At 54.7% G+C, this 25,310-nt stretch carries 22 protein-coding genes and 4 tRNA genes; 18 read left to right on the plus strand and 8 right to left on the minus strand.

What is annotated here, in order from left to right:
- Positions 1–350: 350 nt before the first annotated feature.
- Both A1355_RS05215 and A1355_RS05220 read right to left on the minus strand, forming a co-directional pair.
- The gene (locus A1355_RS05215) at positions 351–947 is read right to left on the minus strand and encodes a hypothetical protein (RefSeq protein ID WP_064025705.1); all 597 of its coding nucleotides are present in this window, start codon (positions 945–947) and stop codon (positions 351–353) included.
- Positions 948–1,230: 283 nt separating this feature from the next.
- Positions 1,231–1,935, minus strand: coding sequence for a hypothetical protein (locus A1355_RS05220; protein ID WP_157197754.1), 705 nt, complete (start codon positions 1,933–1,935; stop codon positions 1,231–1,233).
- Between the two features lie 565 nt (positions 1,936–2,500).
- On the opposite strand from A1355_RS05220, the gene A1355_RS05225 reads away from it, so the two are divergent.
- Together A1355_RS05225 and A1355_RS05230 are read left to right on the plus strand one after the other, a co-directional pair.
- Complete coding sequence (locus tag A1355_RS05225; protein WP_064025709.1) at positions 2,501–2,818, plus strand: DUF4347 domain-containing protein; 318 nt, start codon at positions 2,501–2,503, stop codon at positions 2,816–2,818.
- Positions 2,815–5,829 carry a hypothetical protein gene (locus A1355_RS05230; RefSeq protein ID WP_157197755.1) on the plus strand — a complete coding sequence of 1,005 codons (3,015 nt, stop codon included), beginning with the start codon at positions 2,815–2,817 and terminating at the stop codon, positions 5,827–5,829. Before A1355_RS05225 ends, A1355_RS05230 begins: the two co-directional genes overlap by 4 nt.
- Positions 5,830–5,922: 93 nt before the next feature.
- Here the strand turns inward: A1355_RS05230 and A1355_RS05235 are convergent, their stop codons facing one another.
- On the minus strand, positions 5,923–6,447 hold the full coding sequence (locus A1355_RS05235) for a helix-turn-helix transcriptional regulator (RefSeq protein ID WP_157197756.1): 525 nt from the start codon (positions 6,445–6,447) through the stop codon (positions 5,923–5,925).
- Positions 6,448–6,549: 102 nt separating this feature from the next.
- On the opposite strand from A1355_RS05235, the gene A1355_RS05240 reads away from it, so the two are divergent.
- Together A1355_RS05240 and A1355_RS05245 are read left to right on the plus strand one after the other, a co-directional pair.
- Complete coding sequence (locus A1355_RS05240) at positions 6,550–7,236, plus strand: cytochrome b/b6 domain-containing protein (RefSeq protein WP_064025714.1); 687 nt, start codon at positions 6,550–6,552, stop codon at positions 7,234–7,236.
- Positions 7,237–7,280: 44 nt separating this feature from the next.
- Positions 7,281–8,027, plus strand: a complete 747-nt coding sequence (locus tag A1355_RS05245) for a VIT1/CCC1 transporter family protein (RefSeq protein WP_064025720.1) — start codon at positions 7,281–7,283, stop codon at positions 8,025–8,027.
- Between the two features lie 277 nt (positions 8,028–8,304).
- Here A1355_RS05245 and A1355_RS05250 read toward each other — a convergent pair whose 3' ends face one another.
- Positions 8,305–9,072 (minus strand): symmetrical bis(5'-nucleosyl)-tetraphosphatase, encoded by a 768-nt coding sequence (locus tag A1355_RS05250; protein ID WP_064025722.1) that lies wholly within the window; start codon positions 9,070–9,072, stop codon positions 8,305–8,307.
- A 1,023-nt stretch (positions 9,073–10,095) separates the two neighbouring features.
- Here A1355_RS05250 and A1355_RS05255 point away from each other — a divergent pair.
- The 4 genes from A1355_RS05255 to A1355_RS05270 all read left to right on the plus strand — a co-directional run bounded on the left by A1355_RS05255 (position 10,096) and on the right by A1355_RS05270 (position 15,686).
- Positions 10,096–11,712: an OprO/OprP family phosphate-selective porin gene (locus tag A1355_RS05255; RefSeq protein ID WP_064025724.1), complete on the plus strand. Its 1,617-nt coding sequence runs from the start codon at positions 10,096–10,098 to the stop codon at positions 11,710–11,712.
- A 149-nt stretch (positions 11,713–11,861) separates the two neighbouring features.
- Complete coding sequence (locus A1355_RS05260; RefSeq protein ID WP_231883569.1) at positions 11,862–13,289, plus strand: ATP-binding protein; 1,428 nt, start codon at positions 11,862–11,864, stop codon at positions 13,287–13,289.
- A 66-nt stretch (positions 13,290–13,355) separates the two neighbouring features.
- Positions 13,356–14,294: a cation diffusion facilitator family transporter gene (locus A1355_RS05265; RefSeq protein WP_064025726.1), complete on the plus strand. Its 939-nt coding sequence runs from the start codon at positions 13,356–13,358 to the stop codon at positions 14,292–14,294.
- 6 nt (positions 14,295–14,300) lie between these two features.
- Complete coding sequence (locus tag A1355_RS05270) at positions 14,301–15,686, plus strand: sigma-54-dependent transcriptional regulator (RefSeq protein WP_064025728.1); 1,386 nt, start codon at positions 14,301–14,303, stop codon at positions 15,684–15,686.
- A 5-nt stretch (positions 15,687–15,691) separates the two neighbouring features.
- On the opposite strand, the gene A1355_RS05275 is transcribed toward A1355_RS05270, so the two are convergent.
- The 4 genes from A1355_RS05275 to hemA are packed head-to-tail and all read right to left on the minus strand — an operon-like array spanning position 15,692 to position 19,327.
- Complete coding sequence (locus A1355_RS05275; RefSeq protein ID WP_064025730.1) at positions 15,692–16,114, minus strand: M67 family metallopeptidase; 423 nt, start codon at positions 16,112–16,114, stop codon at positions 15,692–15,694.
- Positions 16,111–16,992, minus strand: a complete 882-nt coding sequence (gene prmC, locus A1355_RS05280) for a peptide chain release factor N(5)-glutamine methyltransferase (protein ID WP_064025732.1) — start codon at positions 16,990–16,992, stop codon at positions 16,111–16,113. The genes A1355_RS05275 and prmC overlap by 4 nt, the downstream gene beginning before the upstream one ends.
- Positions 16,985–18,070, minus strand: coding sequence for a peptide chain release factor 1 (gene prfA / locus A1355_RS05285; RefSeq protein ID WP_064025734.1), 1,086 nt, complete (start codon positions 18,068–18,070; stop codon positions 16,985–16,987). The genes prmC and prfA overlap by 8 nt, the downstream gene beginning before the upstream one ends.
- Before the next feature lie 6 nt (positions 18,071–18,076).
- Positions 18,077–19,327, minus strand: a complete 1,251-nt coding sequence (gene hemA, locus A1355_RS05290; RefSeq protein WP_064025736.1) for a glutamyl-tRNA reductase — start codon at positions 19,325–19,327, stop codon at positions 18,077–18,079.
- A gap of 148 nt (positions 19,328–19,475) precedes the next feature.
- Between hemA and A1355_RS05295 the strand changes: the two genes are divergently transcribed.
- From A1355_RS05295 to A1355_RS05340, 10 genes are all read left to right on the plus strand, one after another.
- Positions 19,476–21,200, plus strand: a complete 1,725-nt coding sequence (locus tag A1355_RS05295) for a tetratricopeptide repeat protein (protein ID WP_064025738.1) — start codon at positions 19,476–19,478, stop codon at positions 21,198–21,200.
- Positions 21,200–21,766 (plus strand): lipoprotein insertase outer membrane protein LolB, encoded by a 567-nt coding sequence (gene lolB, locus A1355_RS05300; protein WP_064025740.1) that lies wholly within the window; start codon positions 21,200–21,202, stop codon positions 21,764–21,766. Before A1355_RS05295 ends, lolB begins: the two co-directional genes overlap by 1 nt.
- Complete coding sequence (gene ispE / locus A1355_RS05305) at positions 21,763–22,632, plus strand: 4-(cytidine 5'-diphospho)-2-C-methyl-D-erythritol kinase (protein ID WP_197471721.1); 870 nt, start codon at positions 21,763–21,765, stop codon at positions 22,630–22,632. The genes lolB and ispE overlap by 4 nt, the downstream gene beginning before the upstream one ends.
- A 9-nt stretch (positions 22,633–22,641) precedes the next feature.
- Positions 22,642–22,716 (plus strand) — tRNA-Gln (locus A1355_RS05310).
- Between the two features lie 36 nt (positions 22,717–22,752).
- On the plus strand, positions 22,753–23,706 hold the full coding sequence (locus A1355_RS05315) for a ribose-phosphate diphosphokinase (RefSeq protein ID WP_064025744.1): 954 nt from the start codon (positions 22,753–22,755) through the stop codon (positions 23,704–23,706).
- A 55-nt stretch (positions 23,707–23,761) separates the two neighbouring features.
- Positions 23,762–24,358, plus strand: coding sequence for a 50S ribosomal protein L25/general stress protein Ctc (locus A1355_RS24370; RefSeq protein ID WP_082885371.1), 597 nt, complete (start codon positions 23,762–23,764; stop codon positions 24,356–24,358).
- Between the two features lie 12 nt (positions 24,359–24,370).
- A complete protein-coding gene (gene pth, locus A1355_RS05325; RefSeq protein WP_064025748.1) occupies positions 24,371–24,925 on the plus strand; it encodes an aminoacyl-tRNA hydrolase in 555 nt (184 codons plus the stop codon).
- Between the two features lie 52 nt (positions 24,926–24,977).
- Positions 24,978–25,062 (plus strand) — tRNA-Tyr (locus tag A1355_RS05330).
- A 24-nt stretch (positions 25,063–25,086) separates the two neighbouring features.
- Positions 25,087–25,160, plus strand: a tRNA-Gly gene (locus A1355_RS05335).
- A gap of 19 nt (positions 25,161–25,179) precedes the next feature.
- Positions 25,180–25,255, plus strand: a tRNA-Thr gene (locus A1355_RS05340).
- Positions 25,256–25,310 lie beyond the last annotated feature (55 nt).

The raw sequence follows: 25,310 nt of genomic DNA on the forward strand, positions 1-25,310 counted from the left end.
CGCGGTGCGTACCCTACGTTTGCAATACCAATGCCATACGAAGCACTGATCGGGCAAGGGGTTGATCGCTTCACGCGGAAATTTGTAGATTTTTGACAAGACTGAACTACACTAAAAACCAAGGGACTAGAACGATACAGCGATTCCGTTAACGATCTTTATTTGTCTAGATGACGAGGAGGTTTGCGACAGTGTCTTCAGCTTATATTTTGCACCCGGTCGTAAAGACCTTTATTGATTCGTAGAATCAAAATACCGAGAGATACCAACGAACCCCGAAGACGCAAAATCTTCGGGGTTTCGTGTTTTCTGGTGGGAGGATGTGTCGGATAGATACCGATGCGATGTTGTCATCTCAAACTCATTGCCGGTAAAACGGTTAAGTTTGATTGTCGGGTTCGACCACCTATTAAGCGCGTTACGTTCATTGACGCTAATCCGAACAAGAATAAGCTTGCAGACGGCATTAACGGGACTGTTGAAATGGTTCCGCGCAGTCCGATGGGATCGCCGGTAGGGTTTCCGTCATAACGGCCAACCGAAAAGTCCACGGTATCGCCCGCGTTTAAATCCCGAGTAAAATCGAAGCGGAACGGGGTGCCGTTCAAATAGCCGGTATAAGCGCCCAGTATCGCTTCCGTGCTGTAATTACCGGCGGACGAATTGACGGTTACTCCGACAGACTTGGTTCCGAAATCCACGCTAAAAAACTCCCCCTGTACTCGATAGTTGCCGTCAGAAGGCGCGACAAACCGCAATATCGCAAAGTCGATGGGAGAAAAATATCCGCCTGGATGCATGTAGACCGCGTGAGGTGCCACGTAATGGGTCCCAGCGTAGTAGGTTGAATCCGTGGAATTTACCGAAACCTGCGGAAACGGCTCCTGATTCGCATAGGTCGAGCTAATCCAACCATTGACTCCGCTAAAACCCTCCAAACTGGTCATTGGCTGGTCGAGCAATTGAAAAGCGCTTGTCGCGGTTTCCGCCTACCCGTACTGGAACGGACCATTTTGATCTGGGAACTCGAAGTCAGAAACCAGGTTATAGGTGGCGGCGAGTGATAGTGGGGTGACTCCAAATAAAAAGAAACCGAGAAAACCTGAGAGTAGGCGTTGATTCATTACGGACTCCGTTTGTAGGATTCATTGGATGTGCAGCTAAATTTCAGTTTTCAAATCGATGTTAGTGTTCATGTTTATCTGGAATATGCGCGGTCACCAAGTTTGATTAGGTTTTGGCTAGATCCGGTAGGAAGGGCTTTGAACGAATTAAAATTATTAGTGCGAATCCCGACAGCATTAAAGCCGCTGGATTTGGCAGCGGAGTGGCAATTACCCCGACAGTCCACCCAACGCCTTGTTCATGTAGGGGATTGCTCCAACTGATCTCGGTATAACTTCCGATAAACTGGATAATTCCGTTCCCTTCCAGGCCATACAGTGTATTTTCAGCAGGTTGAGTTAGGGACGAGTCGCTGCCACCAAATAATCCGCTACCTTGATTGAGTAGGATGAACGGTTTGTCGAATACAAAAGACGATGGAATGGAAATTTGACCTAGGCTGACGATCGCCATTACCGGATTCGCAACTGTTTTGGAGAACGTGATTGTGTTGATGTTATTGCTACCTCCCCAGAAATCTATTCGGCCTTGGTACTCTGGAGGATTGTCTACTTCGCTACTAGTGTAGGTTGACGGCGGGAGCCAATAGTTCGATACGCCATTAAGATGGCTTCCACCGTTCACTTCACCTGTAAATGTGATCAGAATCGGGTTGTCATCTAAAAAAATTTCGCCGTTGGCGATGCCGGAGACATTGTCAACGCTCATGGATTCCCATACGGTCCAAGCTGTGTGCGATGCAAAAGTTGAAAAAGATGTGGTACAGCCAATCGCGCAGAACAGATACAAGCTTAAGAAACGTGAATTCATAAGTTAGCCTCCTTGAATTGGCTGGTAGTTAGCTTAGCTCTAGCATGTAAACTATGTCAATATTTGTCTTGTAAACTTTACGGTTATTGAGCTTGGCGTGTTGCATGAAACCATCGGTATTACATCGGGCAACGCGGAATAGGGCATCTGCCAGCGGATCGATCCATTCATTTGGCCCTTGAATAACCTTATCTCGCGCCGCGCAAGCGACAATAGTTTTGGAATTTCTTCGACGACCTGCTTCAAGGATGATCTGCCATCAAAAGGTCGAGCCCATCGGAGGGATTCGGTGTCGTTATGCCGTGTGGCCGCAACGTCATTGAAAAGACTGCGTTTGGAGGGTGATCCCGAAGTCGATAACGACCGCCCTATTAACTCGCATTCAACCGGCGCTATCGTTTACTATTGCCTGGTTACGCCACAGTTTCGAATCTAATCTCGATTCGCGGCTTCGCAAGCGGCTTATGGCTCCTCACGGAGCAAGGGTGGTGTTGGTTGCGCCGGAGCCAGGATTGAAGCGCGTATTCCAGTAACCTCAGCCTAAAACCTAAAAAAAGGACCGTGCGTGGAAACCGCCGCCATTAAATATCCGGATGCTAAACCAATTGCTTTTATCGACGAGCGGATTGACGGTTGGCAAGCCCCGTGCGTGCAATTGGCGGGCATGATAGATACCGTTGTTTTGGATGCCGCGAGCGACGGGGTGGAACAAATTTCGAAGGCATTGGCTCGATACGATCGGCTGAGTGCGATCGGTCCGTACTCGCGCGGCAGTGAGGCCGCTTTGTCTTTGGGAGCTAGCGAAATTAACGGCGACGACGGTAGACAGTTTCTCGGGCGGTTAGCTGACTTGACGGGGGCGGCGTGGCGGCGGCGGACATGACCGGCCTGTCGGCTTTGGGCGGTAATAGCCTGCTTGAAGTGCAAGCAGGAGAGACCGAGGCACAGGCGCCTAGCCTGTCTGACTCCGGCTTGCTGGACAATATCAATGATGCCAATACCTGGTTATTTCCAGGCCACACGGCCGGTGCATGGCAAAATCCGTTTAGTTTTGCCGCGATTAAAACGAATGGTGCGGTGATAACCTGGGGTGGGACTACGGATTATTCCGGGGAGATGGCTAGCCAGCTCAACGGCGAGAAGGATGTCGTGCATGTGTATTCGTCCGGCGCCAGTTTCGCCGCCTTGCATGCGGACGGTTCCGTGTCGGTTTGGGGCGCAAGCCTCGGCGATTACCGCGACGCGATGCAAGCGCTGGACGGCAGCGTGCCGGCGCTACAAATGTTCTCGACCCAATTCGGCGCGTTTGCGGCGTTGCGCGCGGACGGATCGCTGGTGACCTGGGGTTCCATCGCCGCTTTCAACAGTTCGGACCCGATCGCGGCGCAACTGGACGGCACGATCGATGTGGAACAAGTGTTTTCAACCAGTCAGGATTTCGCCGCCTTGCGTGCCGACGGGTCGGTGGTGACTTGGGGTTCGTCGTATTATGTCGGCGATAGCAGCGGCGTGGCCGGTCAGTTGGACGGTACGGTCGATGTTGTGGACATTTCCTCTACCGGCTACGCCTTTGCCGCGCTTCGCGCCGACGGCTCGGTCGTTACTTGGGGATTTTCACCGTTCGGCGGCGATGCTAGCACGGTCGCCGGTCAACTCGATGGCTCGCTGGATGTGCTGAGCATCGCGGCGAATTTCGTATCCTTCGCCGCTATTCGCGCCGATGGTTCGGTGGTGACCTGGGGCGAATCGGCTTGGGGCGGTAACAGCGGCGCGGTTGCCGATCAATTGGACGGCACTGTTGACGTGGTGCGGATTTTTTCCTCGTTGTATGCGTTCGCGGCATTGCGTTCCGACGGTTCGGTGGTGACCTGGGGACGGGATTCCGACGGTGGCGACAGCCGTTCCGTGGCAAGCTCGCTGAACGGCACGGTGGACGTGGCGGAAATCTACGCGACCGAGAATGCTTTTGCCGCGGTGCGTGCCGACGGTTCGGTCGTGACTTGGGGCGATGCGGAATACGGCGGAGACAGCTCGGCCGTGGCGGACGAAATCGACGGGACTATCGACGTGGTGAACGTTTGCGCCACGAATGGCGCCTTTGCCGCATTGCGGGCCGATGGCTCGGTGGTGACGTGGGGCTATGCGTTCACGGGCGGCGACAGTAGTACGGTCAGCGCTGCATTGGATGGCACGGTCGATGTCGTGCAACTGGTCAGCAGTGGCGTGGCGTTTGCCGCGTTGCGGGCGGATGGTTCGGTAGTGACCTGGGGCGACTCGCAATTCGGCGGCGATAGTGCCGCGGTCGCTGCCGAATTGCGGAAAAACGTGCTCGAGCTAGCCACCGTCGAGGATGACCGTCATTTGACGTTCGCGGTGAATCAATTACCGGTGCTGTCGGGCGTGGACGATGCGACCTTCGCCGGGCCGTTCCAAAGCCGGACGCCGCAAATCGTGGACGGCGACGTCGGTGTCAGCGATGCCATTACCAATAACTTGGTGCGCGGGCAGTTACTGGTTTCCTACGATCCCTATTTCGCGGGCTCATATAGCGACAATCTGTCTTTCGTGGATGGCGTGGGCGGTATCGAAGTGTCCGGGCGGGCGCTGTCCTTCGACGGCCATGCATTCGCCGAGTTGGATGCGATAGAGAACGGGGCGCACGGCGGGCGATTGGTTTGCCACTTTACGACCGATTATGCGACGCCGGCCGCGATCGAGGCCTTAATCCAAGCCTTGGCTTTCCAAAACGACCCGCAAGCCAATTCCTATAACCCGGAGTCGCGGGTTCTGACGATTCGGATCAGCGACGGCGAGGGGCAGACCAGCAATCCGGTTCAAATCACCATCCATACCGTGGCCACCACGGTCGGAAACGATGACGCGATAAGCTATTTTGGCGGGGAGCGGGCCGATGCGATCTTCGGTTTGGGGGGTAACGATACGTTGAACGGCTTGGCCGGCGACGATTGGCTCGACGGCGGGACCGGCGCCGACAACCTGATCGGCGGGGCCGGTAACGACACCTATATCGTCGATAACCTCAAGGACAAAATCGTGGAACTTGCCGGGCAGGGTGTCGATACCGTGGAAGCCGGTGTTAGCTTTACGCTGACCAAGTTTTTGGAAAATCTCACGCTGACCGGCGCCAACTCCATCGCCGGGAAAGGAAATAGCTTGGCGAATACGATCACCGGCAATAGCGGCGGCAACGTGCTGACCGGTGCCGCCGGCGACGACACGCTGGACGGCCGTTTGGGCAACGACAGCCTGTTGGGTGGAGCCGGCAACGATTGGCTGCTCGGTAGCTTGGGCGACGACCTGTTTAACGGCGGGGCCGGTATCGATACCGTCACCTTTGCCGAGGCCGGTAATGGCGTATCGGTGAGTTTGCTGACCAGCGGCGCGCAAGCGACCGGCGTGGGCAACGACCGTTTCGTCGGAATAGAAAACCTGATCGGCGGCGATCAAGCGGATTATTTAAGCGGCGGCAACGTCGGTAATCGTCTGGACGGCGGCGGCGGCAACGACGTACTACGCGGTTTGAAAGGTAAGGATGTGTTGATTGGCGGCGATGGCGAGGACATCTTCGTTTTTGATACCAAGTTTTCGAAGGCCAATCTCGACAGCATGCTGGATTTCGCTAGCGGAACCGACCGTATTCAACTGGACGATGCCGTCTGTAAGAACATTGGCGGCTTAGGTCGATTGGCGATGGACGACGAGCGGTTTTACCTGGGCGCTAACGCCCACGATGCCAGCGACAGGGTGGTATACGATCCATCCTCCGGGACGTTGTATTACGATGCCGACGGTACCGGCAGCACGGCGGCGGTACCGATCGTTTTAGTGGCCAACCATGGCCCGGTCGTCGCGACCGACCTTTGGATTGCATGAGCGGCCGGAGGCGTTAGCCCGGTGCCGGGCTTGTAGGCGCGCGAATCGTCCGAGGTTTGCTTGCCGCTACCCGGCGTGGCGGATGTCGGCGGCTTATCGCGGCGGGAGTAAGTCTTCTAAAAAAAAGGCCGACAGTTCGCTGCGTCCGGCGACCCCGGCCTTGCGATAAACCGCTTGCGCTTGGTCGCGTATGGTGCGTTCGCTGGTCCGCCGCAGCTCGGCGATATCGCTCAGACCGAGGCCTTTCAAAATCAACAAGCCGACTTCCGCTTCCGCCGGCGTCAAATGCCAAAGATCAAACTGCTTCTGAATTTGAGCAGCCAGCCCGGCGACCAGTTCGCGATTGGTTTCCCGCCATTGCCGGGCTTGTTGCTCGGCTAGCGCCAAATCCCGGGTCAGTCCGGAAATTTTAGACTGCGCGAGTTGGTAGCTTAGCCGGCCGAAGTAGACCAGTCCCGCCAGCGACAACATCAAAATGACCACTTCGGTCAGCAAGTGCATCCAGGACACGCCGTCTCGATAGTCCCCGAGCAGATCGATAGCGATCAGCACGAAAACCAATAGGCTGACGGCTATGGCCCACAGGCTGAAACGTTTGTTATCGTCGATTAACGCCACGGATCGTCGCTTATCCGTCGGATGACGGATGTTAAAAGTCGCAGTTTAACCCACTATTCGTTCCAACTTAATTCGTATCGGACATCCGGTTGGAGACATGTCATGAGAAACGCTAAACAAGTAGTGAACGTATGGGACCCGGTGATTCGAATTGGACACTGGACTTTGGTGCTTGCCTTCTTTACCGCCTATTTGACCGAAGACGACCTTATGACCGTGCACGTTTGGGCCGGCTATAGCGTTGCTGGCTACCTGCTGTTTCGATTGGCGTGGGGGCTGATCGGCGGCAAGTACGCCCGCTTCAACCGTTTTGTTTACTCGCCGGGAAGGGTATTCGCTTATCTGAAAAACTTAGCCGCCGGAAAGCCGCAGCATTATATAGGCCACAATCCGGCCGGCGGCGCGATGGTGATCGCCTTGCTCTTAAGTTTGAGCGGAACCGCGTTGACCGGCATGAAGTTATACGCGGTAGAAGACAATAAAGGACCTTTCGCGGTATCGATAGGGCACGCGGAAACGTCATTCCGATTTATTGCCGCCGCCAAGGCGGACGAGGCTAAGGATGACGATGAGGACGGCAAATCCTCGGTAAGCGCCGATGTCAGGCAACGGGAGGATCAGCAAAGCGAGGAGTTTTGGGAAGAGTTGCACGAGTTTTTTGCCAATTCGACATTGTTGCTGGTGTTATTGCATGTTTTAGGTGTTGCGGTTTCCAGCCGCGTCGACAAAGAAAACTTGGTGAAAGCCATGCTGACGGGTAAAAAAGACATCGATGACACTTATCAATAGAATCGCAAGCGCCGCTGCGACATTATCGATGGCTAGGAGTCAAGTTGAAACATTCGGAATTCCATAATGCGGGGAGAATCGGCTGGTTGCGGGCCGCGGTGTTAGGCGCCAACGACGGCATTGTGTCGATATCCAGCCTCATTATCGGTGTGGCGGCTTCCCATGCCGACCCGCAATCGATAGTGGTCAGTGGCGTTGCCGGACTGATGGCCGGCGCCATGTCGATGGCGGCCGGCGAATACGTATCGGTAAGCTCGCAAGTCGATACCGAACAAGCCGATTTAAAGCGGGAAGCGCGGGAGTTGGCGGAAAATCGCCATCACGAGCTAAACGAACTGACAACGATCTACGTGAGTAGAGGGCTACAACCTGAACTGGCTCGACAAGTGGCCGAACAATTGATGGCGCACGATGCTTTGGCGGCCCACGCGCGGGATGAGCTGGGTCTAACGGATGTTGCCGCCGCTAGGCCCCTGCAGGCTAGTATCGTCTCCGCTCTGACATTTTCGCTGGGCGCTTTGTTGCCGCTTTCCATGGCGATGCTTTTCCCGCATTTGCCGTTAGCTCCAGTCAGCCGATGGCTGATTGCGTCTGGCGGATCGGCGGCATTGCCCATGATTAGTGCGGTAGGGGCGATTTCCTTACTGGCGCTGATGTCGTTGGGCGCACTGTCCGCGAGGGCCGGCGGCGCATCGGTATGGTTGGCGGTCGGACGGGTTTCGTTTTGGGGGATGTTGTCGATGATCGTAACCGCCAGCGTCGGTTTGCTGTTCGGTGCGGCAACCGCTTGAGGGCGTAGCTCGCGCAGGCGGATGAATACGTCACCGCTTACAAGTGTTAAGCCGGCAAGCATTTCAACCGAAACCTGCCAGTGCAGTTCCGCCGCTCAAAACCGCCGGAATATCTGTGGGTCATGGCGAGTCTTGGGCGCCAACTATCGGGGAGCCAAGCCAAAAAGTCGATTCAGGAAACTCAAGCTTCGTGGTGCGAACCGCAAAAATGTGCCGATGCTGGTGAGCAGAATCGGCGTTTCTGTATTTGGCTGGAATCCGCGACGGCGTTAGCTTGCTAAGCCGCGGCATCCAACGGTCTCAATGCCGAAGGCGCGCCGACGGCCGGCAGCGGCACCGCGCCGCTAAACGGCTCGTCCTGAAAATCCGCGTCGTCGGCAAACACGACGCGTTGGCTGGCGGTGGGCCGGTCCGGCAAGCGATACCACGGCATTAGACCGGCGGCTTGTGCGGAAACCGGGCCTCGAGCTTGGAAATCCATCTTGCCTTGTTCCGTGCAATATCTCATTTGAGTGAGTGCGTTGGCGATGTAATTCAAACGTTTCCAACCGCGTAATTTGGCGTGCCAGCGCGATTGATCCTGTTTGCGGTTCTCCAGAAAGGCCAGATAATTGCTTTGCGACAGTACCGACTCGACTTCGTAGGCAAAGGTCAACATCTGGCTGCGGGTCCATTCGGCCGGAATGCCGCTGTGGACCAGGGTGTAATTGAGTTTGCTGTCGTGGTGGATCAGGCCTCGTCGGCGCAGCCAATTCAGTAATTCGTCGCGGTCCGGGGCTTCCAGCACCGCGCGGTGGCTGTCTTGAGCGGGCGAGAAGCCGGCGGCTTGCATCAATAATTCCAGATCTTGGTTGCCCAGCACGCAGACCGCGCTTTTTCCCAGTCCCTTGACGTAACGCAGAACCTCCAGCGATTCCAGCCCGGCGCCGACCAGGTTGCCGGTCAGCCATAAGCGGTCGGTTGCGGGATCGAAGCCGACGTCTTCCAAGCATTTGCGCAAAGCACTGAAATGGCCGTCGATACTACCTATCGCATAAATCGTCATGGTCTCGTTCCGAGGGGAATCGTTAAGGGCACTCGATTTGGCTATCAAATTGGATGCCAGTTCGGCTGTCTGATGTTGGGTCGTCGATTATTTGACTCTAGCACTTGAATTTACTGAGGGGCGCGCTTGGTCTTCGGTTGAAAGCGGTATGCCGAATGGCGATTCCCTTCGGCGATTGCTTGATTATTCGGCTTGCTTTGTCGGAACCGCGACAAAAAGCCGGGTATGCGCTAGCGATACGGGGCGGATAACGAGTGGGGTGGCCGGCGGAGCCAACCCGCTTGGGTTCCATTCCGAGCCGGACGCCATGGACGGATTTAAGCCAACCATCCGTGGCGCTGGATGCCTGCTTCCCGGCCGGCATGACGGTCTTGAACATATCCGACAAAGTAGAATTCGAAACGTGGGATAAACACCTGAATGTCCAAGGTGCCGTTCGCTGAGCGGAGTCGAAGCGAAATGGCTGGCTTCGACTCCGCTCAGCCAGCGGCTACATTGTCCGCTTAGCCACCGGCTATATTGTCCGCCCAGCCACAGGCCTGCAATGCCCGCTCAGCCAGCGGCTGACATGGACGGTCGCTGTTTAACTTCCGGGCACTGGATACCCGTTTCCCGGCTGGCATGGCGGCCTTAAACATATCCGACAAAGTAGAATTCGAAACGGGGGGATATACACCTTGATGTCCAAGAAGCCGTTCGCTGAGCGGAGTCGAAGCGAAATGGCCGGCTTCGACTTCGCTCAGCCAGCGGCGTGGATTGCCAGCTCAGCCAATGACTTACATGGACTGTCGCCGTTTAACTTCAGGCATTTGGTAACCGCCTTCCGCCAAACGCCCTCCGAATAGCTACTCGAATTAGTTTTCGGCATCGTGGACCTTGTCGCAAAAACACGACGTTTTTTTGCGTTGCCGTCACGCTGTCACAAAGCTGTCATATTGCCTGCCTAAAATGCCTCCCAACTCGCCGAACAGCCGAAAGCGGCTCGGTAATGTGTTGATTTTATTAAATATCGGAGACATCGAGATGAAGTTTTCTAAACTGGGTTTGGCGGTGGCGGCGGTGTTGGGCGCCGGTACGGCCGGTCAAACACTGGCATTGGACTTATACGTGGATACAAAAACCCAGCAGATTTTTGCCGAGCCGGGTCCGGGCCGGGCCAAGCTGGGCTCGTTCGAGCGAGTGGAAGACGGTGCAAACCAAAAAGCCGAGATGAGCGCACAGAAAGCCGAGATCGCGCACATTAAGGAAGAATTGGCATTGAAAAACAACGAATTGAAAGCGTTGGACGAACACGTCAAGGACGAGAAATACGGCGAGTTGCAAATCAACGAAAAAGGCATCAAGTTCGAAAGCAAGGACGGCAATTTCGAAATGATGATCAACGGCCGCATGCAAGTGGATTCGCAAACCAATGTCTCGGGCTTGAGCAACCACGGTATCGCCGATCCGACCGGGGCGAGTACCACTAATCAATTGGCCGACGGTGCCGGCATCCGTCGCGCGAGGATCGGTATCGAGGGTAGTTATTACAAGGATTTCGGCTACAAGTTCGAATACGACTTTGCGCGCGGCAACGGTACGGTGGCGAGTGGTCTAACCGATGCCTTCCTGACTTGGAACGGCTACGCGCCGTTTCAAGTGAAAGTTGGTCAGTTCAAAGAACCGTTCAGCATGGAAGAAGCCACCAGCAACCGCTATTTGACCTTCATCGAGCGTAATAACGTGGTTAATACGTTCTCGGATAACGACAACGCTTACAAAGTCGGCTTGGGTTTAGGTTACTCGGAACCGCGTTGGACCGCGAATATGGCATTGCAGACCGAATCGGTCGGCTCGGGCGGCGCGACGAGTAGCACCAGTTCCTTGAATGCGATGGGTAACACCAACCGTAATAACGGCTCCGGCGATACCGGTTGGGGCGTTACCGGTCGGGTGACCGGTCTGCCTTGGTTCGAAGACAAAACCAAATTTTTGCATGTCGGCTTGTCCGGGTCCGAACGCCAGATTGAAAACAACTTCCTGGCCAACGGCACATACAGTAACGGCGGTATCAGCTTCGGCAACCAGATCAACACCAACGTCGATAGGACCTATATTCTCAACACGGGTAACTTAACCGCTACCAACGGTTCCAGAATTGCCCAACGCATAGCTCGTTTCGGTGGTGAAACCGCGTTGGTCTACGGTCCGTTCTCGGCACAAGCCGAATACATTCAGGCCAACGTTTCCGGTAAAGGTTATCACGACGAGATGTTGAACGGTTGGTACGGTTACGCCAGCTACTTCCTGACCGGCGAATCGAGAGCGTACAAAACATCTACCGGCGCTTGGGATAGAATCAAGCCTAACCGCAACTTCAGCGCGCGCGGCGGCTGGGGCGCGTGGGAACTCGCGGCCGGTTACGATTATTTGAACTTGATCGACGGCAGCATCAACGGTGGCCGTGCGCAAACCGCCAAGTTCGGTATTAACTGGTATCCGAACTCGCATATTCGGATGATGGCTAACTTTGTCCATGCGTTGAATATCGACACTGCCGGCGTAATTAACGCCGCAAACGGCTCGGCGAACGCTCGTGCTCGCGCCTATAACAGTTCCAACTTCGACGTGGTTGAATTGCGCGCGCAAGTTGACTGGTAGTTGCCGTTTCGTTGGGCAAGGATGCCTGCTAATCACCAAAAGCCGCCTCGATTCCTGAAAAGGACGAGGCGGTTTTTTTATGGTGCGTTGGGTGAGACCGAGTACCGTGGTAAATTTGCCGGCATTCATTGACTGCAAGGTAGTTGTTTATGTACCCCACGATGCGCCAGTTGCTGTTCCGTCCGGTCATTTTCGTCAGCTTTGTGCTGGGCATCCTGGTGGTTGGCGAATTGGCCGCCATCGGTCGGCTGACCTGGGTGAACGATCAACGCATTCATACCATAGAGCAGGACATTGGCCGCGGGCGGCATCTGGAAGAAACGATATTCGAACTATTGCATTTGCAGCTCAGCTTGTCGGCCGAGGAAGGCGTCAGCGACGCCGAGAAGGTCCAAAAAGCCGCGATTCAGGCGCAATTGTTGGATAGTCTGCAAGATTACGATGCGGCGATCCCGGTCGATTTGCAGCAATTGCAGGACATATTCGCCAAGGCGGTGCAAGGCGATCGCACCAATCTGCTGACGGCATTGCAAGTCATCAAGCAGGTGTTGGACAAGCAAGCCATGGAGGAAGAAAAGCTGTTGATCAACATCGAGGACGACGGCCAATTGGAAATGCAGCTGGCGGTTATTTTGCCCTTCCTGTTGCTTTGGGTGGTTAGTTACTTCTTCCGAAATAATGTCTTGGAGCCGTTGGACGCTTTGAAAACCTTGTTGTCCGGTCTGGCCGAAGGCGAAATGAAACCGATCACCCGGACCACCTCCGATCCGCTGATGCATTCGTTATTCGATCGCTACAACCATCTGGTGTCTCGCTTGGTCGAATTGGAGCAAGAGCATTTGGAACATACCGCGTCGCTGGAATATCGGGTGCGCCAAACCACGCACGCATTGCTCGAACGCAGTCAGCAATTGGCCAAGGCCGAGCGCTTGGCGGCGCTGGCCGAATTGGCGGCCAGCACCGCCCACGAGTTGCGCAATCCGTTGGCCAGCATCCAACTGGCGCTGGAAAATATGTTGGCGGAATGCCGCGACAGCGATTTGGCGGAACGCATGCAGTTGGTCTATCGCGAAGTGCAACGCTTGACGCGCAATTTGAACGATTTACTGGCTTCGGCGCGAGGTAACGATGCGGCGGCACAGCGGATCGCGGTCGCGCCGGTCGTCGCCGAACTGCTAACCTTGCTGAAGTATCAGGCTCAGGAAAATATCGGATTCGATTGCGAAATCGACGCCGATGTTCATGTGTTTCTGCCGGAAAGCGAGTTCCGGCAAGTGTTGCTCAATCTATTGTTGAATTCGATACAGGCGATAGGCCCCAACAGCGGCACGGTCAGAGTCACCGGCAGGGTCGAAAGCGGGCGTTTGCTGTTGACGGTGAGCGATAGCGGGCCGGGCTTTAGCGGCGATTTCCTGCGGCACGGCATTCGCCCTTTCGTCAGCCTGAAGGACGGCGGCAGCGGTTTGGGCTTGGCGATGGTGCAACGCTTCGTCAAGGATAGGCAAGGCCAGATGGACCTGCGTAACAGCCCGGACGGTCACGCTTGCGTCACCCTGAATTTGCCGGTGACCGTTTAGATCGGCTTGGGCTTGGCGGCCGGCAACTGCTAGACTAGTCGGCCTTTTTTCATGGTTTTTCCGCCTATGTCTCAATCCAATTCGCTGACGGCTTACGGCTGGCTATCGATAGCGGCCGCGCTGAGCACGATAGCGCTGAAAAGTTACGCCTACTGGTTGACCGATTCGGTCGGTTTACTGTCCGATGCGTTGGAATCGCTGATTAACTTGGTCGCCGCGATCATCATGGTGATCGTGCTGAGCGTATCGGCCCGGCCGCCGGACGATAGCCACGCTTACGGCCACGAAAAGATCGAGTATTTTTCCAGCGGCGCCGAGGGCATCATGATTGTGTTGGCGGCTTGCAGTATCGCTTTTGCCGCCTGGGAAAGGCTTTGGCATCCGCAAGCTTTGCAGCAGCTCGACTTAGGTATCGCGGTGTCGGTGTTCGCGTCGTTGATCAATCTGACGGTGGCGCGCATATTGATTGGTGTCGGGCGCTCACGTCAATCGATTACTCTGGAGGCCGACGGCAAGCATCTGATGACCGACGTCTGGACGACGGTCGGCATTTTAGGCGGCATTGCGCTGATCGCGGTCGCCAACCGCTACGACCGCGAACTGGCGCTAGCCCACCAACTGGGACTCGCAGGGTGGGACGTGCTCGATCCGCTGATCGCGTTTCTGGTGGCCGTGCAAATCGTTTGGGCCGGATTTCAGTTGATTACTCGGACGGTTGCCGGGCTGATGGACGCGGCGATGGCACCGGACGAAGTCAGGGAAATTATTCAGGTGTTGGAGCATTACGCGGTCGAGCGCGGTATCGCTTACCACGCCTTGCGTACCCGCTACGCCGGCGCGCGGCGCTTCATGTCGGTGCACGTTTTGGTACCGGGTGGTTGGAGCGTCCAGCAAGGCCACGATTTGCTGGAGGAAATCGAAAGCCGTTTGATGGATTGCTTCGATAATATCGACATCGACACCCATTTGGAACCGATTGAAGATTTGGCCTCCTGGGAGCACTGACCGAACATGAACGACACGTTGCTGATTATCGAGGACGAAACCCTGCTCGGCTCGGAGCTGGCCCGATTTTTCCGAAAGAAGAACTGGGAAGTTTCGGTGACCGAATCGATACGCGAAGCCGAAGAGCATTTGTTGAAACAGGCCATCGATCCGCTCGTGGTTTTGTCGGATATGAATCTGCCCGACGGCAACGCTCTGGATTTGCTGGAGCGGATCAAGGATAAAAACGCTTGCAGCAGCGAATGGGTGTTTTTGACCGGTTACGGTAGCGTCGCCGATTCGGTACGCGCGGTGCGTTTGGGGGCTTACGATTTCGTCGAAAAGCCCTGCGAATTGGAGCGCTTGAATTTATTGGTCGAGGGCGCGGCCCGTAGCGCCAGGGCACAGCGCCGAGTATTGCAGCAGGCAACGGCCCAACAGCGCCGCTACAGCGTCGACGCGCTGATCGGCGGCAGTCCGGCGTCGGTGGCGCTGCGCGGCATGATGACGCAGATTGCCCAAGTGCCGTTTTCCAGTCTGATCGTCAGCGGCGAAACCGGTACCGGCAAGGGTTTGATTGCTCGTATCCTGCATTGCGCCGGCGCGCGGTCCCACGCGCCGTTGATCGAAATCAATTGCGCGGCCTTGCCCAGGGAATTACTGGAATCGGAGTTGTTCGGCTACGAGGCCGGCGCGTTTACCGGCGCCAAGAAGCGCCATCGCGGCCTGTTCGAGCAAGCCCATACCGGTACCTTGTTTCTGGACGAGATCGGCGAGATGGATCTGGATCTGCAAACCAAACTGTTGAAAGCCGTCGAGGACTTGCGGATTCGTCGCTTGGGCGGCGAGTCCGAAATCGACATTGATGTGCAGATCATCGCCGCAACCAATCTGGATTTGGCCGAAAAGGTCAGAGACGGGCAGTTTCGGCGGGATTTGTACCACCGGCTGAACGTGATGAGTCTGCGGGTGCCGCCGTTACGCGAGCGTAAACAGGACTTGGACGAATTGGTGCCGATATTCATCGCCGACAGTAATCGCAAGTCGGCCAAAAACGTCCGCAATATTTCCGAAACGGCCTGGCAGGCGCTCAAGCGTTACGACTGGCCGGGCAATATCCGCGAATTGCGCAACGTGTTGGAGCGTTGCGTGTTGTTGGCCAGCGATGAGAATTTTCCGGAACAATGGTTGCAGTTACCGGATCTCGGCGGTCAAACATCGGCGGGCGTGCGCGGCGACGGTATTTATTTGCCGCTGGATGGCAGCTTGAGTTTGCAGGACATCGAGAAATTCGTGATCCAGGAAGTGTTGAACCGGACCGACGAAAATGTCACCGCCGCGGCCCGAATGTTGGGCACGACGCGCGAAACCTTGCGCTATCGGGTCCAGAAATACAATCTGAAATGCAAATAATCCGTTCAGGATTCGGTCATCGTCAGCACCGCTTCCCGGCTGACGCCGTTGTGAATTTGAAAAGCGCGCAATTCCAATACGCCCTTGGTATTCAATGAAACGATCAATTGCAAGGCCGTCGGATATCCGCTTTGCTCGATGTCGGTCGGCGACGGGACGGCCGGAGCGCTGGGATGGGAATGATAGATCGCGAATAGCGTTTCGCCTTTATCGCGCATCTGCTTCATCGCGGCAATTTGTTGGCGGCTGTCGAGCAAAAAGCGGGTGCCGGGCGTTTCGGCATCGTTGGCGATCGGGTAGCAGCTGATGGGTTTGCCGTCCGCGTCGGCGCCGATTAAACCGCAAACTTCCGCCTCGGGCGACTGTTGCGCCAAGTGCAGCAGTTGATTGGTGAGTTTGCGCGGGAGTTGGATTTCCGATTTATTCATAGGGGTTGCCATAGGCCTGAAGTAACGCGGGGATTGCCGGCGAGGTCGCGATGGGTAGCGACTGCCCGGTAACCGTGATTGTCGAAAATGGCTTGGACCGGCGCGGTTTGGTCGTAGCCGTGTTCCACCAACAAACGCCCGCCCGGCTTTAAATGCCGGCCGGCTTGTTCGGCGATCGACTCGATGTCGCTCAAACCCTGTTTTTGGCTGACCAGCGCAGAGCGTGGTTCAAAGCGGACATCGCCCTGTTGCAAATGAGGGTCTTCCGCGGCGATATAAGGTGGATTGCTCAGGATCAGGTCGAAGTCTCGTTCCGTCACTTGCGCAAACCAATCCGACTTAACGAAGCGGACGTTGTTAACCCCGAGCCGCTCCGCGTTGCGTTCGGCGACGGACAAGGCCGGGCTGGAATTGTCGCAGGCTAAAACCGTGCTCAACGGCCTTTCCGCCGCCAGCGTGATCGCCAGTATTCCCGAGCCGGTGCCGAGGTCGAGTATTTTGGCGGACCGGTCTCTTGCCAGCCCGGCGAGGCTGAGTTCCACCAACAGTTCGCTGTCGGGGCGCGGAATCAGCACGTCCGGGGTCACGATAAATTCCCTCGACCAGAATTCGCGCAGACCGAGTAGATAAGCGACCGGGTGGCCTTGGCTTCTCAGCGCGAGCATGCGCTGGAATTCTTCGGTTTGCGGCAAGTCCGGGTGACGTTCCGGCCAGGCCCGCAAATACGAGCGGGGTTGCCGCAAGCAATGACATAACAATACTTCGGCATCGAGTCGCGCGGACGGGGAGGTTTTTGTCAGTTGCCGCTCGCCGGCCTCGAGTAGCGTTGCTATCGAGGTAGCGCCGGGGTCAACGACAGGTTTGGTACTATCAAGCATTGCCCAGTTGGGTTAGCAGTTCGGCTTGGTGTTCGTGGATCAACGGTTGGATAACTTGATCCAGGGCGCCTTCCATGATGTCTTCGAGTTTGTAGAGGGTCAGGTTGATGCGGTGGTCGGTGAGTCGGCCTTGCGGATAATTGTAAGTGCGAATGCGCTCGGAACGGTCGCCGCTGCCGACTTGCAGCTTGCGGCTTTCCGATTGCTCGGCGTGTTGCTTTTCCTGCTCGGCGGCCAGCAATCGCGCTTGCAGTACCGACATCGCGCGGGCGCGGTTTTTGTGTTGCGAACGTTCGTCCTGGCATTCCACCACCACGCCGGTGGGAATATGAGTGATCCGGATCGCCGAATCGGTGCGGTTGACGTGCTGACCGCCGGCGCCCGACGCACGGTAGGTGTCGATGCGCAAATCGGCCGGATTGATCTCGATTTCGTCGACGCTGTCGACTTCCGGCATGATCGCGACGGTGCAAGCCGATGTATGCACGCGGCCTTGCGATTCGGTTTCCGGCACGCGTTGCACCCGGTGTGTGCCGGACTCGAATTTCAGTTGCGAATACACGTTCTGGCCGGCCACGCGCAGGATGACCTCTTTATAGCCGCCGTGCTCGCCGCGATTTTCGTTGATGATTTCCACGCTCCAACCTTGGCGCTCGGCATAGCGTTGGTACATGCGCGCCAGATCGCCGGAAAAGATCGCGGCTTCGTCGCCGCCGGTGCCGGCGCGAACCTCGAGAAATATATTGCGGTTGTCGTTGGGGTCCTTGGGTAGCAACAGGATTTGCAGTTCTTGTTCGAGTTGTTCCCTCAGTTGTTCGGTCGAGGCGATTTCCTCCTTGGCCATCTCCCGTAAATCCGGGTCGCTGTCCTTGGCCATTTCCCTGGCCGATTCGAAATTAGCTTCGTTTTCCCGATAAGCGTTGTAGCAGGCAACGATGGGTTCGAGTTGGGCGTACTCCTGGCTTAGGCTGCGGAATTGGTTTTGGTTGCTTTGTACTTCCGGTTGAGTGAGCAGTGCGGTGATCTCCTCGAAGCGCTCGCCGAGGTTTTCCAATTTGGTTTGTATCGAGGGTTTCATCAAGAGTTAACGTAATTTGAAAATTTCGCGCGAGGCGGCGATAAGATCGTGGCGCTCGTTGGCGCCGGCTTCGCGCAATTGCGCGCAGGGCGTGTGGATCAGTTTATTGGTCAGCGTGTGGGCCAAACGCTGCAATACTTCTTCGGCGGATGCGCCGTTGCCGAGTTGCTGAATGGCTTTTTGTAACGCTTCGTCGCGCGCCAATTCAGCTTGCCGGCGGTAGTCGCGAATGGTTTCTTGGGCGCCTTGCGAACGTAACCAGGCCAGGAAGTGTTCGACCTGGGTGTCGATGATTTCCTCGGCCTGCTCGGCGGCGCGGCGGCGCGAGTCCATGTTTTGGTTGACGGTATTTTGCAGGTCGTCGACCGTGTACAAATAGACGTCGCGCAATTGCGCCACTTCGGCTTCAATGTCGCGGGGTACCGCGAGATCGACCATGAACATCGGCTTATGCTTGCGCTTTTTGATGGCGCTCTCGACCCGGCCCTTACCTAGAATCGGCAATTGGCTGGCGGTGGAGGAGACGACGATATCGGCTTCGGCCAGATGGTCGGGTAGTTCCGACAGCGCGATCGCATAGCCGTTGAATTGCATGGCCAACGCATGGGCTTTATCGTAGGTCCGGTTGGCGATAATGATGCGGCCGATGCCGTGCTGATACAAATGCCTAGCGGTCAATTCTATCGTTTCGCCGGCGCCGATCAGCAATGCGCTTTGTTCGCTGAGTTTATCGAAGATTTGCTGCGCCAGTTGCACCGCCGCAAAGGCGACCGACACCGGGCTGGAGCCGATCGCGGTATCGGTGCGCACCTTCTTGGCGGCGGAAAAGGTGTGATGAAACAGCTTGCTCAGATTCCTGCCCAGCGTGCCGGCCTGATAAGCCGCGTGGTACGCGGTTTTCATTTGGCCGAGAATTTGCGGCTCGCCGAGTATCATCGAGTCTAGGCCACAGGCTACGCGAAACATGTGGCGTATGGTTTCGCTGTCTTTATAGCTGTACAGATAGGGCGTAAACTCCGCCGGCCGAATTTGCTTGGTGTCGGCGATCCACTCGATTAAAGGTGCTTGGCTATCGTTGTCGGTTTGACAGTAAAACTCGGTACGGTTGCAGGTCGACAGAATGGCTGCCTCGTTGATTTCCCGCAGACTCCGCAGATTCCGTAACGTGAAATCCAGGACGTCCGTCGGGAACGACAGGCGTTCCCGGACGGCTACCGGCGCGGTGTTGTAGTTAATGCCTACGGCGAGAAATGTCATCGGCTGCGAACAATAGCACACTGAAAGTATCTTATTTTAAGGACTGCGCGGTTTTTGTCCAAATGCAAACAAAGCCGGCCTCGTTTCGGCGCGGTTTTCTGGTAATCTATGGCGCCATATTTCTTGAAAAAACGGGTCGAATGATTGCATGAATAAATGGATAGGCATCGCAATACTTTCCGCTTTGTCGGGGTGCGCGTTAGCGCCGGAACAGCCGGCGGAAAACGAGGCCGCGGCGGTCAAGCCCGAGGGCTTGGATTTTAGAGTTAACCGCAATACCGTGATCGACGAGGAAGTCTTGTACTTGCTGATGGCGGCGGAAATGGCCGGTCAGCGCAATCAATACGATTTGGCCATGGATGCCTATCTGCAAGCGGCCAAGCGCGTCAACGATCCGCGAATCGCCGAGCGAGCGGTAAAAATCGGTTTGTTCCTAAAGGACGAACGGCGCACGCGCGAGGCTTTGTCGATCTGGCTGGAGAAAGACGGAAAAAATCTCGGTGCCCGAAAATTCGCGGTGATGCTGGCGTTAAAAAATGGCGATCGCGGCGCGGCTGTCGATCACCTGAATGCGATGCTGAACGATGATCCGGCGGGTTTCGAGGCCGGAATGTTGGAAATGGCCAAGATTTTGGAAAAAGAAGGCCGGGTACAGTTCGCATACGACGTTTTGGACGAATTAGCTCGGCAGCGACCCGATCAAGCCGGCTTGTTGTTCGTTCAGGCAGTGTTCGCTTCATTATTGCCGAATAACGAATTGGCGCAGCAGAAAATCGATAGAGCCCTGGAGTTGCAACCCGACTGGAATAAAGCGGTCATTTTTCAAGCGCAATTAGCCGGTCGTGCCGGCGACATGGCCAAAGCCCGGCAGTTTTTGGAAAAGGCAGTCAAACAGGCGCCGGACGACAAGCAGTTGCGGAAAATGTTGCTGGAGGTGTTGATTAACACCGGCGGGTTCGATGAAGCGATTAAATTATGCCAAAGCGTTTTGGAGGATAAGCCCGACGATCCTGAGACGCTGTTTATGCTGGCGGTTATTTACTTGCAACAGAATCAATCGGACAAAGCTGAAAATTATTTAGAAAAACTCGTGAGTAACCCGGATTGGGAAAGTCAGGCCAGTTTTTATCTGGGAAAGATAGAACAAGAGCGTCAGCGGCCCGACAAGGCGATTGCCTGGTTCGACAAAGTGGGTGAGGGTAATTACGCATTTGACGCCGACATGGCGGCTTTGTCGCTATTGATGGCGCAGAAACGATTCGATGAAGTCGAGAGCCGAATCGGGCGGATGGAGACCAAGTATCCAGACCGGCGCTTGCGGGTGTTGCTGGCCAAAGCCGAGCTCTTCAATCAACAAAGCAATTACTCCGAAGCGTTTGGTGTGTTGTCGGAGGCGCTCAAGGAAGTGCCTGACAATCGCGAGGTCTTGTATGCCAGAGCGCTGGTTGCCGAGCGCTTGGACAAGCTGGATGTTCTGGAAGCTGATTTGTTAAAGATCTTGGAAAAGAAACCGGATGATATCGCGGCGTTGAATGCCTTGGGTTATACATTAACAGACAGGACAAATCGCTATAGCGAGGCTGAGAAATATTTGGAGAAGGCCCTGGCCTTGCAGCCGGACGAGGCGGTTGTGATCGATAGTTATGGATGGTTACAGTTCAAATTGGGCAAGCCGGAACAGGCCTTGATTTATTTGCGTAAGGCTTACGAAAAGCAGGCGGAAAACGAAATAGCCGCTCATATCGCCGAGGTGTTGTGGTCGTTGGGTGAGCAAAAAGAGGCCAAGGAGTTTTTTGAAGGCGTTTACAAGAAATTTCCCGACGACGAATATTTACTTGAGTTTAAGAAACGGTTTCTCCAGGTTACGCCGTAGTGAATCAGCGTGTTTGGTGGTTAGTCGTTCTCGGTTTGCTGGCCGGTTGCACTACGCTGTCGGAGGGGCCGGTTCTCGAATACCGGCTGGCTGACGCGGGTGCGGCGCAAACTTTAGATCGTTGGTATTTCGAGGGGCGTTTGTCCTTTGTCGACGAGCGGGAGTCGGTTTCGGCTAGTGTGAATTGGCGTCACTCCAACCAAGTCGATGAAATCGAATTGGTTGGGCCATTGGCGCAAGGGCGCGTTAGGATTTCCGTGAGCGGCGACGTTGTTGCGATCGATGACGGTGAGGCGCGTCGCGAACTTCGGGGGGATGTTGACTCGATGGTAGAGGAAGGGCTGGGTATTTCCCTGCCGATCAGTGCGTTGCGGTTCTGGGTGTTGGGCGCGAGTCAGCCGGAATCTACGGTTACCGTCCAGCCAAGCGGTTTTTTTCAGTTGGGGTGGTTAGTGATTTTTCAAGAGATGCTTCAGGTGGAGCGAGTCGCTTTGCCGAGGAAAATGAGTGTGCAGCGGGACAAAACCCGAATAAAGTTATTTGTGGATCGGTGGGATTTGTCGTGACGAGAATTCAAGAAAATCGTTGGGGTGAGCGTTGGCCGGCGCCGGCCAAACTCAACCTGATGTTGAGAATTACCGGTCGGCGACCTGACGGTTATCACTTGCTGCAAACCGTATTTCAATTAATCGATTTGTGCGATTGGTTAACATTTCATCCGCTTGACGAAGACGTGGTTGAATTGGTTACCGAGATTCCAGGCGTGGCGGCGCAAGACGATCTCACCGTCAGGGCTGCCTTGTTGCTAAAGCATCATACCGGATGCAAGTTCGGTGTGAGAATTCAGGTGGACAAGCTGTTGCCGATGGGTGGCGGTTTGGGTGGAGGCAGTTCGGACGCAGCGACGACATTGGTGGTGCTGAATGCCTTGTGGGGGCTGAATTTGTCGACCGAAACTTTAATGTGTTTGGGGTTGCGTTTAGGTGCTGACGTGCCGGTATTTGTTGCTGGGCATTCCGCATGGGGAGAAGGGGTGGGTGATGTCTTAACGCCAATGACATTGCCCGAATCCTGGTTTGTGGTCATTAAGCCGGACTGTCACGTGAACACGAAGGAAATTTTTTTAGCTGATCGGTTGACACGAGATAGTAAATCAATCAGAATGAGCGACTTTATTGCAGGGGATAGCGTAAACGACTGTCTCACTGTGGTTAGGGAGTTGTATCTGCCCGTGGCGAATGCATTGGACGCCTTATCGGGTTATGCGGAATCTCAGTTGACTGGTACGGGCGCGTGCGTGTTCGCGCGGTTTGAAAGCAGGTTTTCGGCTGAGAAGGTTTATTCTGCTTTGAAGGGTGATTGGTCGGTTTATTTGGCCAAGGGGGTAAATAAATCCCCGCTTCATGAGATGTTCGGACACGGATCTGTTTAATCTAATTTTTGGGCTGTCGCCAAGCGGTAAGGCACGAGGTTTTGATCCTCGCATACCAAGGTTCGAATCCTTGCAGCCCAGCCATAATCCTCGTATGTAGCCTCTTGGGAGTATGCTTCAATGCACGAAGCTTCGGTAATGGTATTCTCCGGTAATGCCAATAAGGCGTTGTCCGAAGGTATTGTAAAGAAGCTTAATATGCGGTTAGGCATGGCCAGTGTTGGCCGGTTCAGCGATGGCGAGATTTTTGTAGAAATTGAAGAAAACGTAAGGGGGCGGGATGTCTTTGTAATCCAGCCTACTTGCGCGCCAGCCAACGAAAACCTGATGGAGTTGTTGGTGATGATCGATGCCTTGCGCAGGGCATCGGCGGCAAGAATTACGGCGGTAATGCCTTATTACGGTTATGCGAGACAAGACCGTCGCAGTCGCTCGGCTAGGGTGCCTATCACGGCTCGGCTGGTTGCCGACATGATAGGTAATGCCGGAGCAGATCGAGCATTGACGGTGGATTTGCATGCCGATCAGATAATGGGTTTTTTTGCAATTCCCGTTGATAACGTCTATGCGTCTCCCATTCTTCTGGGTGATATTTGGCGGCAAGAGTACGAAAATTTGATTGTTGTCTCTCCAGATGTTGGGGGGGTTGTTCGGGCGAGGGCTATAGCCAAACGGTTAGGTGATGCGGATTTGGCCATCATCGATAAGCGTAGGCCTAGGCCGAATGTGTCCGAAATCATGCATATTATTGGCGATGTCGAAGGGCGCACTTGCGTGATGGTCGATGATTTGGTCGATACGGCCGGTACTCTTTGTCATGCTGCGGATGCTTTGAAAAAGCACGGAGCGAATAAGGTGGTGGCCTATTGCACCCACCCGGTTTTATCCGGGGCGGCTGTAGACAATGTCAGAAATTCGGTCTTGGACGAGTTGGTTGTAACAGACACGATTCCGTTAAGTAACGAGTTGGTGGCTGTTGATAAGATTCGGCAGCTCAGTGTGGCGGAGATGCTGGCTGAAACAATCAGGCGGATCGCCGTAGGCGAGTCGGTTAGTTCGCTTTATGTGGATTAGGGTTTTATTAGTTTTTGGGCGAGTGCCTTTTGGGGTGCTGCTTTTGGAGAAATAAATGGCTAACGTATTTGAATTTGTAGCGGAATCTCGCTCAAGTGCTGGAAGTAGTGCTTCGAAAGGGGTTCGTCGCATCGGTAAGGTTCCGGCGATTATTTATGGTGCTGGTGCTTCCCCGCAAATGCTGGTGCTGGATCACAATGAAGTTGTTAAGCATTTGGAGCATGAGGCTGTTTACTCTCATGTGTTGGATGTGAAAATCGACGGTAAAACTGAAAAAGCCGTTTTGAAGCAGATTCAAAGACATCCTGCCAAGCCGCAAATTCTTCACATGGATTTTATGCGTATCGATGAAACGCATAAGTTGAAAGTTCACGTGCCGTTGCACTTTGTTAACGAGGCGGTTTCCGTTGGCGTTAAAAAAGGCGGCGTTGTTACTCATGCGATGGTCGATGTTGAGGTGCTTTGTTTGCCTGCGGCGTTGCCTGAGTTTATCGAGGTCGATTTGGCTAAGGTCGAAATTGGCGAGGCCGTACACTTGTCCGATCTCAAATTGCCTAACGGTGTTGAGGTTGCTGCCCTTCAGCACGGTGCCGAGCATGATCATCCCGTTGCGCAAATCGTCAAATCTCGTTCTGGTGAAGAATCGGAATAACACTGTTTTTTGATGATTAAGGTGCTGGTTGGTTTGGGTAATCCAGGTCGGCAGTATGAAAAAACCCGGCATAATGTCGGGTTTTTGTTTCTCGATCATCTGTTGCTTGGTTCTGGTGGGCGTTGGCGAAATGTAAGTGGGTTTGAGGCGGAGATTGGTGAGCTGGTTATCGGCAATAAGATGCTGGTGTTGGTAAAGCCTCAAACGTTTATGAACAGAAGCGGGTCCTCGGTTACAAAGGTTTTAAAGTACTACAAGTTTGCGAGAGAAGCGATGCTGGTTGCTCACGACGACCTTGAGTTGCCGATGGGTGTGGTTAAAACCAAGCAGGGTGGCGGGCATTCGGGGCACAACGGGCTTCGCGACATTATCGCGCATTTGGGTTCAAACGAGTTTGCTAGGTTGAGGTTCGGCATCGGGCGTCCAGACATAGGAGAGCGTGTCGCTGATTATGTGCTGAGCTCTCCTTCTAAAGAAGTGTTATCAAGGCAGTCTATGTTGTTTGATGCTGTCTCGGTCAAAATAGAAGGGACGCTTAATGGTGAAGAGCTTGTCTACGGACTTTAAAAAAATATTGACGGAAAGGTTTAAAACGAGGATAATTGACTGATTAAGTAAAGGAGGGGTTCCCGAGCGGCCAAAGGGATCAGACTGTAAATCTGCCGGTTCTACCTTCGGAGGTTCGAATCCTCCCCCCTCCACCACTTCATTTGAAATTAGAAGGCTACGCGGGTGTAGTTCAATGGTAGAACTCCAGCCTTCCAAGCTGATTGCGTGGGTTCGATTCCCATCACCCGCTCCATTTTCTGGAAGTTTATTTTGCTCATATAGCTCAGTAGGTAGAGCACTTCCTTGGTAAGGAAGAGGTCACCGGTTCAAATCCGGTTATGAGCTCCAGTTTGGTTGATTGTTTTGTGTAGGGTGTTTTTACAATGGCAAAAGAAAAATTTGA

Source organism: Methylomonas koyamae, from assembly GCF_001644025.1.
In the GTDB taxonomy this organism is placed as follows: Bacteria; Pseudomonadota; Gammaproteobacteria; order Methylococcales; family Methylomonadaceae; genus Methylomonas; species Methylomonas koyamae_A.